Source organism: Rhodocytophaga aerolata (assembly GCF_030503435.1).
Lineage (GTDB): Bacteria > Bacteroidota > Bacteroidia > Cytophagales > 172606-1 > Rhodocytophaga > Rhodocytophaga aerolata.
Window position 1 is genome coordinate 21,210 of record NZ_JAUKPO010000019.1, and the last position, 14,800, is coordinate 36,009.

General features: G+C 45.8%; 9 protein-coding genes. 3 read left to right on the forward strand and 6 right to left on the reverse strand.

Features of this window, described 5'->3' with window-relative positions; translation table 11 throughout:
* Positions 1 to 81: 81 nt before the first annotated feature.
* The 5 genes from Q0590_RS24350 to Q0590_RS24370 all read right to left on the reverse strand — a co-directional run bounded on the left by Q0590_RS24350 (position 82) and on the right by Q0590_RS24370 (position 7,546).
* Entirely contained in the window at positions 82 to 2,994 is a 2,913-nt protein-coding gene (locus Q0590_RS24350; protein WP_302040231.1) for a S8 family serine peptidase, read from the reverse strand.
* Between the two features lie 627 nt (positions 2,995 to 3,621).
* The gene (locus Q0590_RS24355; RefSeq protein WP_302040232.1) at positions 3,622 to 5,025 is read right to left on the reverse strand and encodes an alpha/beta hydrolase family protein; all 1,404 of its coding nucleotides are present in this window, start codon (positions 5,023 to 5,025) and stop codon (positions 3,622 to 3,624) included.
* 455 nt (positions 5,026 to 5,480) lie between these two features.
* Positions 5,481 to 5,816, reverse strand: a complete 336-nt coding sequence (locus Q0590_RS24360) for a nucleotide pyrophosphohydrolase (protein ID WP_302040233.1) — start codon at positions 5,814 to 5,816, stop codon at positions 5,481 to 5,483.
* Positions 5,817 to 5,916: 100 nt separating this feature from the next.
* Entirely contained in the window at positions 5,917 to 6,969 is a 1,053-nt protein-coding gene (rsmH, locus tag Q0590_RS24365) for a 16S rRNA (cytosine(1402)-N(4))-methyltransferase RsmH (RefSeq protein WP_302040234.1), read from the reverse strand.
* A 67-nt stretch (positions 6,970 to 7,036) separates the two neighbouring features.
* Positions 7,037 to 7,546, reverse strand: a complete 510-nt coding sequence (locus tag Q0590_RS24370; protein WP_302040235.1) for a hypothetical protein — start codon at positions 7,544 to 7,546, stop codon at positions 7,037 to 7,039.
* A gap of 835 nt (positions 7,547 to 8,381) precedes the next feature.
* On the opposite strand from Q0590_RS24370, the gene Q0590_RS24375 reads away from it, so the two are divergent.
* From Q0590_RS24375 to Q0590_RS24385, 3 genes are all read left to right on the forward strand, one after another.
* Positions 8,382 to 8,765 carry a hypothetical protein gene (locus Q0590_RS24375; protein ID WP_302040236.1) on the forward strand — a complete coding sequence of 128 codons (384 nt, stop codon included), beginning with the start codon at positions 8,382 to 8,384 and terminating at the stop codon, positions 8,763 to 8,765.
* Positions 8,766 to 8,870: 105 nt separating this feature from the next.
* The gene (locus tag Q0590_RS24380) at positions 8,871 to 11,576 is read left to right on the forward strand and encodes an immunoglobulin-like domain-containing protein (RefSeq protein ID WP_302040237.1); all 2,706 of its coding nucleotides are present in this window, start codon (positions 8,871 to 8,873) and stop codon (positions 11,574 to 11,576) included.
* Positions 11,577 to 11,959: 383 nt separating this feature from the next.
* On the forward strand, positions 11,960 to 12,562 hold the full coding sequence (locus tag Q0590_RS24385) for a PH domain-containing protein (protein WP_302040238.1): 603 nt from the start codon (positions 11,960 to 11,962) through the stop codon (positions 12,560 to 12,562).
* 75 nt (positions 12,563 to 12,637) lie between these two features.
* Here the strand turns inward: Q0590_RS24385 and Q0590_RS24390 are convergent, their stop codons facing one another.
* Entirely contained in the window at positions 12,638 to 14,752 is a 2,115-nt protein-coding gene (locus Q0590_RS24390; protein WP_302040239.1) for a CehA/McbA family metallohydrolase, read from the reverse strand.
* Positions 14,753 to 14,800: the final 48 nt, after the last annotated feature.

A 14,800-nucleotide genomic window follows, 5' to 3' on the forward strand; every position in this document is an offset into this window, starting at 1 on the left:
GATAGCCAGGCATTATAGAATCAATTTGCCCGTTAGTTAACTAATAAAGATGCTCAACAGGCAAGCGTCAGGAATGATACATTACTGTTTCATAACTCGAATGGTACGGGCCGAAACCCCATCGTTCACCCGGATTACATATAAACCTGCCGGCCGGCCAGAGATATCTACTTGTGTATTACCCAAGCCATCTGTTTCTCCGGTATACACCACCTGCCCTTTTACATCCAGTACCGTAACCGTTGCCCGCACCGGATGCCTGAGAGTAAAGGTGCCCCTGCTAGGATTTGGGTATACTCCCATGGCAGGCGTAGTAGATAACCCTGGTACTTGTACACCAACTGCTTGCCCATTACCTCTGGTTACATCTTGCGTATTTCCGGCCAGTGCTACAGGCTGTGCTTGCGCAGCAGAATTAATTATTGAAAAGCGGATTAATTTAGTGCCTCCTGCTTGTCCGCCGCCGCCACTGCCGGCATACGTAGTCGCTTTGAGTACATAGTCGCCTGGTCCCAAGAGTGAATCGGCCAGGGGACGGTACCGCACCGGGTCTGAAACAAAATCTCCGCCTAACGCATATGGAGGCCTATTTTCTACCACACGGATAGTACTGGTTTCATAGGGAGGTATATATGACCATACACTATATTCAAACACCACACTACCTACCCGTTCAGGATTGGTATTTGCCCGAATATTTACCTGCTCACTGGGTAGCCAGGCCAGGTCAATCAGCAGTAAGTCAGTAAGTTCACCTAAATCCTGATGGGTAACTGCATCCACCAGGGTAAAGCTCTCTACGGTTCCTTCTACTACCCTGAACTGTACCGATAATGACAATCCTTCCGTACCAGATTGGTTTGCCCCGGTATAGGGTGTAGCCGTAAGAGAATAGGTGCCGGGGGTGAGTTCAGGGGTTAGGGGCTTGTAGCGGTAAGGAGTAGTAACAAAGTCACCGCCAAGGGCATAGGGCAGCTGGTTTTCTGTGACACTTCGGCCATTAAAAGAAAATAGTACGCTACCTACTTTTTCAGGGGCAGTAATGGCTACAATGTTCAGGTTTCTGGTAGGCAGAGCAGCCAGATTCAATAAATCACCATCCAGTAATGTCCGGATCTCTTGCCCATTATCGGCATTCACCAGTACCAAGCGTTGTACCGAGGTTGTCTGAATGGCTTTTTCAAGGGCTTTGTCTGCCTGTACAAGCCCGTAACCTGTACCAAAATCAAAGCCCGAATCGAAGCCTGGCGTAAATGGATCATTCATGTCCAGGGCCGTTTGTTGCAAAATATCCCGTACCTGGGCAGGGGAATACCTGAGCCCGGCGGCCTCCAGCAAGAGTGCGGCCACTCCGGCAGCATGTGGAGCTGAAGCAGAGGTTCCAAAGAAATTGGCAAAGCCATCCTCCTCCAGATCTAGGCCTGGAATAAAAAACGTGGTATTTGCCCCATCCGGCGCAGTAATTTCCGGCTTCTGGCGGATAATGGGTTTAATGCGGTTGCCCAGAGAATCATAGAGTATGGGTGTGCCGCCAGCAGAGGAAAAAGGTTCAATTACCGGTGCAGCTACTCCGAAAGCTGGTGTTTGGGTATAGCGGGCAGCTCCTACTGCAATGGCCCCCCTGGCATTCGCATGGTCGGAAATGGTGCTGCTGTAGGTGAAATCTTCCCTGCCTGCCGGAAATACAATATCATAGCTAATCATCTTCACCAATTCCGGATTGGGTCCGGCTATTTTTTCAATAGAAAGAGCAAACGTTGCGGTAGGGCCGGTGTTTGTAAAAATGATGCCTTCAAGAGGGTCGTTTCCAAGGTTATCGAACTGGGAAGCAGCCACAATTCGGCGTTGCGATAGGTTTACCAGGTACAGATCAAGGTCTGTTTGTGCCCCTTTCCCACCACTGATGGAGAAAAAAGGATCTGCCCACTGCAAAATAAATATGACTTCGGCTCCGCTTGGGATAGTAATAGGCAGAAAAGGATTTCCGTCACCAAAATCATGCGCTTCGCCTTCTACTAAATTTATACCACTAGGCTGAAAAGCTTTTTCATACGAAGACCGGTTATAATTGCCAGCCGCCGAAAAATACACAGAGCCCTTTTGTACCACCTGGTCAATGGCCTGGCTAACTATGCCATCCTGATAGTACGGTTCGCCTAAATACCCTATATCATCCATAATTACCTGGCAGCCTGCTTTCTGCAAGCGAAGAATGCCCTGGGCGTAGTCTGCTATTCCGTTGGATGCGGTGTGGAAGGAAAGTTGCGCACCAGGCGCTACATCGTGGATAATTTCCATAATTGCCCGCCCTTCGTCGGTTCCTCCCCCGGAAAGCTCAGATAGTACTTCTACTGGCTCAGTATACCCATTGGGGTTCTCAGGGCCTGGCAGGTCACCGGTGCGTATGCTGAGCCGTTCGCCAGTGAGGTTATTATAACTATCCGAGAGCACCCCTACTTTCACCCCTTTGCCATCCACCTTAAACTGTTGGCGGGCAAGGTCCGAACGCTGGGCTTTGTCACCCTGGCTTTCGACAAAGCCTACTTTGGAGCGTGGTTTATAGGCTGGCCGCACAAAACGCATGCTGGGCACGGCAAACAGGTTGCTTATTTGTTCCAGCGGTAACTGGGCAGACACCCACCGGCCAAACGTAGTGATTCCGATAGCACCCAATGCCTGTAAATCTTTCTGCAAAGCCTGCACGTCCTGCTGGGCAATGGCATCTATGACCACATACCTGCCCTGCCGCAGTTGAATGTAGGAATTAGAGGGAACAAATGGCTCGGTGCGGGCATTGGGCCTGGATTGGTATTCTGTAAATTCCTGAGCTACTTTGCTTAAATCGGCGGTAACTTTGCTCGTTTTTTTCATGGATTCCGGCAGTATCAGCTTTGTCCCAGGTTGAAGTTGGGCAGTTGCAGCAAAAGGAATTACCAAGAGGATGGAGGCAAGCCAGCCCAGGTTGAGCCAGCGAAAAAGAGTAGATTTTCTCATAGGTTAAATGGTTCATGGGTTTAGAAATCGATTCAAAAACAGGTATTTCATATGGGGTTGACCTGAGAAGCATGTCAGCTGTTACGAGCTACTAGCTGTAAAAGAGGAATACCAGGCAACACTAAGGTCAGGGTTATTGGCCATATTGCCCGGCAAAAAGACAAGGCACGGCCGAATAACCAAGCATAGTTACCAGTTTTGTTATGTAGCTGTCATCAGTTGTGCCTTTGTATAAGTCCTTACTATTGGTGTATATTCAGGCTTTATCAAAGGAAATGGCCACTGTTCATGTACCTGCTTAGTGCTTGAGCAAGAAACATAGCAAGGGAGTAGCAGGAGGTAATTGCCACTGAAGCCAAGATACATATTTTATGTATGCACGTTTACTCTCCGACAATTATTTTTTTGTTATGTATTTACACGTATGAAAGCGTTTTGCTGAACTAAAAGCGATACGAATAAAGTTTATTTTCTATCTGTTTGTCAGATAACTAAGAATGGATGGGTATATAGTTAGAGAATCAAAATAAAATGGTAGCAGCACTAGATGGTCAATTATAAAAGAGTACCCCGGTACGAAGGCGTTTACAGCGATCATACCGGGGCCAATTACTTTGGTTGCGTAAATTATCTTTGTTCAATTGTAACAGACCGGACAATTTTTCCTTCGGCATCACTCATTTTGGCTGCTGCTAGTTGCTGACCTTTAACTTTTTGCACGAGCAGGCTGAAACCCGCTACGAGTTCTGCCTCCGTAAAAGTGCAATGCCCATACCGTTGGACAGTGATGGGGGTAAAATAGGCACTTTTACCTCTGAGTATAGTCTTCGCCTGATATAAAGGCAAGTGCCAGTATAATTGGATGGGATCTTTGGTGGTATGGCCAGTTACCAAAGGTTTAATAAGGTTACCACTGGTTTCATAGTAGTTTTTAATGGTAAGTAAGGCCGTTCTATCTGCCGAAAACCGCTGCACCCGTAAATTTAGCTGAACATCTTCCCGAATATTCCCAGTACCAAAATACACTTGTTTCCGGTTATCAAAGGGTTGTCCGCCCAGCACCCGAACCGCATTCCGGAAATTCAATACATCATAGGCCAATACTCCAATCACGGTCTGCCCAATAGTGCTTGGAAGAGCCGGGTCATAGGGGGCCTGGGCTGTGCGGAGCAACTTCAGGGCAGCGGCAGGGTTCTGGCTGATGGCTGCTATCACCTTAGGCACGTACACTTGCTGCCAGTTGATAATCAGTTCATCGGGAAAGTTAATAGCATTTCCGGGAAGTACACCTGGAAAAAAATAATCAAACAACACCCGGAAGTTCCCATAATAATTAATTTGTCCCTGAAAATAGCCACAAGGACCACACAGAGAAAGTCCTCCACTAAATAATTGCGGATACTTTTCTAAAGCTAAGGTAGTAATAATACCTCCCTGAGAAGCTCCTGTCAGGTACACTTCTTTAGGCTGGCCATGCCGTTTGATAAACAAAGACCGCAGATTGAGCATATCCTGGATACCACTTTGAATAGCTAATCCATTTTGCTGGAAACTGGTGGTGGCAAAAGCAAAGCCAAGGCTGGTATAGAGGGGCACATAGGCCGCTGCTTCTACCGGGAGCCGTAAGGGTTCAAACTCCGTTACATAGCCATGTGCATATAAGATCAACTCACCGTTCCAGAGGGCCGGCATACAAATCTGAATGATCTCTCCGGATGGCAATACCTCTTGCTGGCAATTAACCTGCATAACAGCTCCATCCATAGTGGTTACCGTTTGTACACTGGCGGCCATGCGGGCATTGGCCGTGCTATTGCTTGTGGAGGAAGCCGTTTCCAGATCAGGTACTGTCTGGCACTGTGTAAAGATAAAAAGGACGCATAACCAGCTAATTACTCGCAAAAACAAAGTCCTATGACGGGGGCCTACAGGTTTTGTTCCGTTGGTGAGTTGTTGTAAAATAAGCCTGGCCGGGCGATAGTAGGTATGTAAGCAATCTGCTGATGGAAAAGAATCTGCCTGTGTTTTCATAGGAATGGAAGGGGTGGTTTAAGTGGAGAAGAGGCTATGGTAGAAAGAAACGTACTTACTCGACTGTGGCAATAACCATACGTGCATAGGAAAAAGCAGCACATGTGCCAGAACTACAGCACCGCCCGAAAGCTGGTATATTCCCTGCATCCTATTTCAGTGGTACTGTGAACTAATAAAAATTATAGTGTTCAGGAAGCAGGTTTTTGCAGGCTGTTTATGCGCTTTACAGCTATCAAGGTAGCACTTCTTTATTCCTTTATCAACACTTAGAGTATTTCTTTTTTTACATAAAATAGCTATAAAAATCCACTATTCTCAAGCGGGAAAAGAGGATTTACAGGGTAGGATTGTAGCCGGAATCTTATTTATACAACCTGTTTTCCGCCTGGCGGATGGCTGCCTGAAAACGGGTTGTGCGAAGAAAGCCTATTCCTTTTGCAGGAATGTGTGAATTATAGCTCTGTATATTTTTTGTTAGAATTTTTGCTTTTCTCTACCGGATATTTAGCCGCATTTTTGTCTATTTTTTTTGAAATAGCTTCCAGCAGATCAATACGGTGATGCCGGCTAATATAGATCAGGAATATGGCTATGTCGGCTAACTCATCGCTGATCTTTTCAACTGGGATTTCCTTTTGCTCATCAGCTGACTTCCACAGATACAAGGCTTGTAACTCTGCAACTTCTATGTTCAGGCCCAGCAGCAAATCTTTTATCTGATGAAACTGTTCCCAGTTGCGTTCATTCCGGAAGGCAATTACTTTTTGTTCAAGTTCGGTATAATCCATACTCTATCAAATACAGTCTGTGAAGATTTCTTTTTCCAAGGGCAACAACCCCTCATTCTTTGTATATACTTACTTTTACGAAAGTAGTTGTATTGGTGAATCAATCCGCTTTTATTGCCCAGCGTAGTTTCGCCGACCGGGCCCGCGGATTCTGGTTACATTCTTCTGCCGACGGGCGGATGGGGCTTGGAGCAATCTCTTTGTACATTCCCAGATGCAGGTAATGTTGAAAAGATTTTTTTACCCGGCGGTCTTCTCCGGAATGGAACGTTAGAATGGCTACCCGCCCACCAGGGCTAAGTACTAACGGAAGTTTTTCCAGAAACTTTTCTAACACGCCAAATTCATTATTTACTTCTATCCGCAGTGCCTGAAAACATCGCTGACAGGCTTTTTTTACTTCTTCTTTCTGTTGGTTACCCGGAAGAAAGGCAAGGGCTTCTTTAATGGTATCTGCCAGGGCGGTAGTAGTTGCTAGTTTGTGGCCTTTGTCTATGGCAGTCCGGATGGTTTTGGCAATGGGTTCATGGTAGGGTTCATCCGAATTTTCCAGAAGTATCTCCTGTAGCCTGGCTTGAGAAAGAGTTTTCAGCAGATCGGCCGCTGATTTGCCGCTTTTGGGATTCAGCCTCAAATCCAGTGGGCCTTCGGCTTTAAAGGTAAACCCCCGTTCCGGATTATCTATTTGCATAGAAGAAACTCCCAAATCGGCAACTACACAATCAAAAGTACCTGCCTGGGCAGCCAGCTGATCTATCTCCGAAAAATTCATTTTCTGTAGGGTAAGCACCTCTGGCCCATAACCCAAAGCTGCCAAGCGCTCACGCGTGCGGGGCAATTCAATAGGGTCAACGTCTATGGCATACAGGTGTCCACCTGGCAGCAATCGTTTCAGCATTTCCTGGCTATGGCCTCCATATCCCAGTGTAGCATCCAGGCCCTGTTGGCCAGGAACAATTTGCAATACGTCCATGATCTCCTCTACACAAATGGAACGGTGCATTCCTGCCGGGGTACGCCCTTGTTGCTTAATTTTTTCTACTTCTTCTGCGTATTGCTCTGGTTTAAGCTCTTTGTATTTTTCCCCATAGGCCTTTGGATGGGTGCCTTTGTAGCGAACCCGGCGGGGTTGTTTTGGCCCTTGCTCATTCATAGATATAAAACTAGCTATTTCGCTGATGGGTTACGGCCTTGGTGGGACTTATTTTTTGAAATGGCATTTATTGCCAGAAAAAGAGTTTTTGTTTTAGCCTGGTTAGGGAAGATGCTTGCTGCTGGCTATCGGGCAACTTTTCATCTACTTTTTTCCGGCGTTTTATTTTTCTCACTTCTTTTACTTTCAGGCCAGTTTGTTTGGCAATTTCCGGTACCGTTTCCCCTTGTGCCAGTAGTTGCTCAACCTGTGTCTCTGTAGAAATAGGGGGAGGTGAAAATGACAGCTGAGCCTTTTCACTCGAAGGAGGGTTATTGGCTGGCAAGGTTTTTATCACTTTCGGGCTAGCCGAAGAACGCATAGCTGTCCATTGAACAGGCTCCGGAGATTTGCTTGTAGCCGCTACCGCCAGGGAGCTATTCTTCGCAGGAACTCCCTCAGCCGGAGGATTGATCAAATAAACTTTAGTAACCCGGTTATCCGGATAAACTAGCTTGATAATTACATAGACCGCCAGGGCCAGCATAATCAATGGCAAGTACGAGAGTCCTTTTCCGTTTCCGTCTGTATTTTCCATGTTAAAGACACAACAGGTAACTATGTCTCTTGAACGACGGCTTATGGGTGCATGTTATAAGGAAAAGCTGATTTTATTGTAAAAAAATAGGGATAGCCCAGCAAGCCAAAGCAATTGCTTGCCAGCAGTTTACATAGGTATCCTTCTGTTTTCCAGATTATATTCCGTAGAGCCCTGATTATGAAAACATTCACTGTACCTACATTACTAGTAAATATATTTTCACTTTCGGCTGTGACTGCTTATTGCACATTTTGCTGAACGGGTAAAATCTGATCGAACATCAGGTTGGCTATTCCTCCTCCCCTACCTGCTTGTTTACGCCGGCCTATCCAAAGAAAGGTTTTGCCATTGAGGCAGCGGGTGATGTACTAACCTCGGCTGTAATTTCAACTTCTGAACTAATCAAGCACGTGACACCTTTTTAGTAGTATATAATAATTTATTTGTTTTTTATCACTTTTTTATCTTACTTGTGTCCCTATTCAATTCCATTTTAGGACAGCTACTACATAGGTACTTCTTAGAATCTTCAAAGAACCTACCTGCTATTTTTAATAAATTCAGATTGTACGTAATTAGCAGCCTTGGAAAATTTAGCCCTTTTCTATGGGTTTAACTTGTTCAACCTGGAAATGCTGCATATTCCTTTTCTTTAGTCCGTTGCTCCAATAGAGCCTTGTTTGAGTTGTTATGTATGCGTCTGCCAGATGTAGATGCCATGGTAGCTAACCCTCTACCTTTTTAATTTTTGAGGTGCATGTATACCCTGCTTTTTTTGGTAAGTTCATTTTTATACAGCAGTTGCCAGGTATATACCCGGCCGTCTGACGCTATGTCCGGATCAGTTGCACTTGTACGCATACAAAGCCATCAAAGAAGCTATATGGCCAGTGAGAAACTAGTATTTACTGTTACGAATAGTTTAAACAAACCCATTGCCACGCTCAACCAACGAACCTATTGCAGTACCATAGTTCTGGAGAAGCAAACAGAAACCGACTGGCAGCCGGTTAGTAATTGCACATCTAACTCACCTAGTTTAGAAGTTACAATAAAGGCAGATTCAAGAACTACCGTTGAATTAGCTCCTGGCCCACACGCGTTAGGCAACATGCCTACCGGTAACTACCGGGCCAAACTAGTATTCACGGTTGGAGACCATTTTATGCCTGCCGATACACAACAAGTTTTTTCTGAAATATTCGCCGTGCAATAAACTTGTCGGATATGAGCCTTTGAATAGTCAAGCACTTTTAACGTAGATGTACACCTGCAACCCATGAATCCGGATCACTCACCATCATTCATAAGGAGGTTTATTATGCACTATTCATTACCCCATTTACTTGTAAGGCTGCTATGGGTGGTCTTACTTCCCCTACAAACCTATGGCCAACTGCCAGATGATGTACCTAGCCGGCAACAGGCTTCCCGCCCGGCGGTGCAGTATTCGCAGCAACGGCAAAATGTTCCAGGTTCGGCACGCAGGCTTTCTGCAGAAGCATTGCCAGGAGAAATTCCAAATGTTAATGTTAGTAATTTAAATGGCAACGAATCTGAAGTAAGTATTTCTGTTAATCCCACCAACCGCAACAACCAGGTTATCTGTGCCCATGCGGCCGACTTCTCAGTAATGAATACCTTTTTCACTACGGATGGCGGACAAACCTGGACCCGCGTTGCTTTGGGCCAGGCGCAAGATGGAAATCCGGCAACCTTCCGGTTTGATCCTACGGTTGCATTTGCCGGAGACGGCAATGTGTATGTAGCGTATGGAATAGACAATGGTTCAAACCGTGATCTGGTGGTGGCCCGTAGTACCAATGGGGGCGCAAGCTATGATCAGTTTACCATTGTCGATACCGAACCGTCTCTGGATAAATGGATCATTGGCACCGGGCCAGATAGCAATACGCCTAACCAGTTTAATGTATATCTGGCCTACCGGATCAATGCCGGAAGCAATGTTGTTACCCGGCTGGCATCTTCCTACGACCAGGGGGCTACTTTCCCAACCGATGTACTGGTAACTACTACTGGCGACCTGAATACGTTTGGCATGCCGGCCGTTGGCCCGAATGGAGAAGTGTATGTAGTATGGGATGACCAGACAAACCGGCCCACCAGCAGCGATATACGGATGGCCGTGTCCTTAGATGACGGAGGCACCTTCAGCGCCAGCCGGCTGGTAGGAACCACTGCGGTAACCAGAAATCCAACCCGTTACATGATTCCAGCCCAACCAGACAGAGGGGTTTTGGCTGTTCCCTCTATTGCTGTTGACCGTTCTGGTGGGCCAAACAATGGACGGATCTATGTAGCGTATACAGTAGTAGGCGGAGGAGGTGCTAATGATACCGATATTATTGTGCGAAGTTCGGATAACCAGGGAGTTAACTGGTCGGCGCCGGTAACGGTGAATACGGATGGAGGAAGCAATAGTCAGTTTTTACCTTGGCTGGATGTAGATCAGATAACCGGCCAGGTGGTGGTGGTTTGGTACGATGCCCGGAATGATACAGACAATCAGCAGGTAGAACTTTTTCTGGGCGTGAGCAACAATGGCGGAGCCAGTTTTACTAACACCCTGGTTTCAGATAATCCATCCGATCAGTCAACGGATAATGCTAGCCGGACAAGCAATAATTTTCTGGAATACATCGGCGTTGCCAGCTTAAATGGCGTAGCTTTTCCTGTATGGGCAGATAATAGCCTGGATTTATCTGATCTGGATATATTTACTGATCAAATTCCTATTGGATTACCTCCGGTTGCCAATGCAGGCCCGGATCAGACCATTGAATGTGCCGGACATAGCGGAACGGCGGTTACCCTGGATGGTTCTGGCTCCAGCGACCCCAACGGAGACCCGCTAACCTATTCATGGTATGAAGGAGCCACTATTATTGCCGGGCCAACGGCAACTGCAACTGCCAATGTTTCGCTCTCACCAGGTGTCCATGTAATCCGCTTAGAAGTAAATGATGGAAATTTGCTCACTGATAGCGACGAAGTTACCATTACCATAGAAGATACTACACCACCTGTTATTACCCTGAACGGAGCAAGTGAGATTGTGCTTGAATGTGGCATTGATACCTATACCGAATTAGGGGCTACGGCAACAGATATTTGTGATGCCAGCGTGCCCGTTAGTATTTCGGGTACAGTTGATACGCATACACCAGGCACCTACCTGGTTACTTATAATGCAACAGACGATAGCGGCAATGCTGCCGTAGAAGTAGTGCGTACCGTGAAAGTAGTAGATACTACTCCACCAGTAGTTACGGTTTTGTCTGCACCTACCACGCTGTGGTCTCCCAATCACAAATATTTTACTTTATCCCTCTCCAATCTCACCATTTTGGTAGAAGACCAGTGCGATACAGAATTGTCTCAAAATGATGTAGTAATTACAGCGGCCACCAGTGATGAACAGGAGGATGCGAAAGGCGGCGGAGATGGCGCAACTACACAGGACATCGTAATTAGCAACAATTGCCGGTCAGTAAACCTTCGGGCAGAACGCAAGGGCGGAGGCAATGGCCGTGTATATACCATTGTTCTCAAAGTAGCCGATGCCAGTGGCAATGTGGGTACCACCACCTACCAGGTACATGTGCCTCACGACAAAGCCTCAGGTCCACTGGCTGTAAAAGATGCCACGCAATATTCGGTAACTTCCAGTGGCTGCGAACCTATTGCTGCCTCAGCCATTGCAAAGGCGAAAAATGCCATACAAGCCGAAGAGGAATTTTCCACTGATTTTGCTCTGGAACAGAATTTTCCAAATCCATTCCGTTCACAAACCCTGATCCGGTTTACCCTTCCGGAAACAACACCAGTTTCTCTGAAGGTATACAATGTGCTTGGTCAACCAGTAACGCAACTGATTAATGAAGTGCGCCAGGCAGGCCGCCATGAACTAAACTTTGATGCCTTTGGCTTAAAAAGCGGCACCTATCTTTATTTATTAGAAGCTGGCCATTTCAGAAGTCAAAAGAAGATGGTCATTGTTCCCTAGAAACGGAAAACATAGACCCTATATCACTAGAGCCAGGAAATTAATTCTGGCTCTCTTTATTCATTTCTCTGCTCTATTCTTTTACTATATTCTACTTTCTGCTATTTGTTAAACTATGTGAGGACAGGTTATTTCGAGCGCCTACTGGATACTAATACTATATAGCCAATTTAATACATCTCTTTCAAATGAACATCTATCTACAGGAATTTGAGAAGAGCTAGTAGTGTATAAATCCAGAAGTAAACCAATGGAATAAGATCGGTAAGCGGACAGGACGTATTTGTTTTAATGAAAAATGTATACCTTTAGCCATAGCTTCTGTCTACTGAACAAGCCTGGGTATTTAAGGTAGAAGATAGAAATTGAGCTGGTTAATTCCCATGAATAAAGTCCTTGCCTTATTACTTGTGTTGGTCATTGCTTATCAGAGTTTAAGTCCTTTGATAAATCTGTTCAGCAGAAGAAAAATCCGCAGAAAAGAATATAAGGTAACTTTTTCCAAACAGCTCAATCACCTGTTTTCGGCCACCTTACTCTTGCTGGTGCCATTAGTAACTATTAGCAGCTATTATCAGTTTTACGAGCAGTTGCCACTGTATGTCAAAACAGGGTTAATTGTCCTGGGTAGTTTGTGTGTCATCAGTGCTTTAGTTAGCTTATACCTCTACCGGGAATACAGCCGGAAAACCCCCTACGATGCCTTGATCTATGATTCTCAGGTACATACCATGGAGCTTTCTTTACCTACCGGCAAGAGCATAATCCGGCTTCCGAATGTACACCGGGTGGAATGGTATAGAACCCAAAATGCCTTTCGAATGATGCCCTGGAGCAATTTTGAATATTTTATTCTGGAATTACGGAACGGCAGCAGAGTTATTGTTACCTCCCTGATGGTTCCCCCTGCACAATTTGAGGCCTTGCTGAATCAATTGGATCTGGAAATTATCCGGCACAAAAAAATTATTCCCACAATCAAGTAATTCTTTCAGCAATTGCTACACCTTCAGCTACAGCAACCTTACGGTTTACATAAAGTGGTTGTATATACATCATTTTTATTTTTTGGGTATATCTGAGTAAGTCCTTTTTCTTTTCTGCTCAGATAATTGCCAGGCTTGCCCAAATTGCCTGAACACAGCCTGTACGGTCTCCGGTGCTTTTGCTAAAGCCTGCGTAAGCGTAGAATCGGTTAATGCGATACCTTGAGCCTGCAACACTGAAGCCGCTTGCAAGGCTACTGCTGCATCATAGCTGGAAAGTTGATTCACTAACTTTTTCATGTCTCCATTGGCATCAGCCACTAGTTTCTGTGCATAATGATAGGCACTGGTTCTTTTTCCATCGCCATCTCCGTCTATCCATACAGCACCAGAGCAGCCCATTACACCGGGTTTCCATTCAGAAGATACAGGCTGATAGGGTTTGGCAATAGGCCAGAATGGCCTATAATTCCCGGGCCCCTGCGCCAGAGCAACCAGCTGAATGTCCTGCCCGGATACTGGTATTTTCCAGGTTTTTGTCCATTTTATGCCTTTCTTGCCCTGGTCTTCAATTATTTCCTCTTTAATCTTATACCCGTTGGCATATAACGTTACTTTGTTGGCACGAACCCAGGATGGTCCTAAAACAGTTACCTCCACCTCTACTTCTTTTCCTACACCCGCCTGCTGCGCAAAGGTATTTACTTGTTTGGCTTTTACTTCAGCCATTAGCCCGAAACTAACCATCACCTTTCCCTCCAACAGGTTAGTTACAACCTCAGTCACATGGATATTGCCCGGATCGTTGTCTTCACATTTAATATAAGTTCTGGCCTGGCCAACCAGATACCGTCCTACATCATGGGAATCGCTGGCTCCCATAGGCGTGAGAAAACACCCCCGGTTGAGCATCCCCAGCCAATCGTGAAACAGCTGTGTCTGGTCTGTCTGCTGGGAGCCAGAGTTGATAATTTCCATGGCATTGGCAGGCAGTTGCCATCCATCTTTATTCATACCGGCCGCTGCTATATGCCGGTCTTCGCCGAAAGGACGGAACTGGTGATGTACATCGCGGGCATGATTCAGGATAATTACCTGCGGAATTGGCTTTTTGCCTGGCTGATGGATAGATAAGTTTTTGGCTAACATTTGCCAGTTTTCTACCTGATGATTCACAGGAGGTTGCGTAGGAGATGTCGGGAAAATATTAAAATGGCCCACTTCAGTGGTAACTTCATTGCCGGTAACAGGCGTAAAATACTTGCGCACATTCAGGGCTATGGCCGTGGAATCGATAGTTACATGCACGTTATGATCCGTGAGCACAGGCAGTTCAATGCCTTCTCCGGCCAGGGTAATGGCCCGCTCTGCCAGGCTGGCATCTCCGTGGCGGGAATAGGTATAGGTATGTATATGTGAATCAGCACTTATCCATCCGGGAGTAGGCACTTCTCTACTGATGACAAGTCTTTTTTCCAGCACCTCGCCTTTTTTTACGGTAACTTGTATAGAATCTACGCCATATTCAAAGCCTCGTGTTGCGTAAAGGGTATATTTTCCTGCTGGTAATCCGAAAGAGGCCTTTCCATGGGCTGTATAAATCATTCCCGGCCGTATGGCTAGGTGATAATTGGAAGCAGTTCCAACGGTCTGTAAGGTACCGTCTGTGGTAGTGATGGTAATCCGGGAAGGCAGTAAATTGCCTGTTTGTTGATCTGTAACGGTGATATCGATAGTAGCCTGAGAGAGCAAATCTTCTGTCGACATCGCATGCAATTTGATCTCTCCTACCCGAATATCATCTACCAGGGTATCAGCCTGTATAATTTGGAGGCTGTTTTTTCCCTGTTGAAGCCTTTTGGTAGGAACAGGCCAGTAACTGATCATGGGATTTTCGTCTTGGTGTAATTTTGCCAGTTCTTTGCCATTGAGCAATACCCGCCACTTTTGTTTTACATCTTCTTGCTTCAGGCTTAGTGTGTACGGCGTAGTGTTTGGCTGGGCATCAAAAGAAAGCAATAGCTCTTTATCTACCTTCTTAGGAAACGTGCTCCATTCAGGAATAGCTCCTCTGCGTAAGGAAATCATCTTTCCGGTAATTACGTTGTTTTGGCTAAGGGATTGAAGAGGCAAAGCCAAAAGCATTCCGACAAACCAGGTAAAAATTGATAATCGACTGAACGTATGCATACTTTTCTTACGAAGTATCTTTAATTTCAAAGGAAATATACAAAAGTC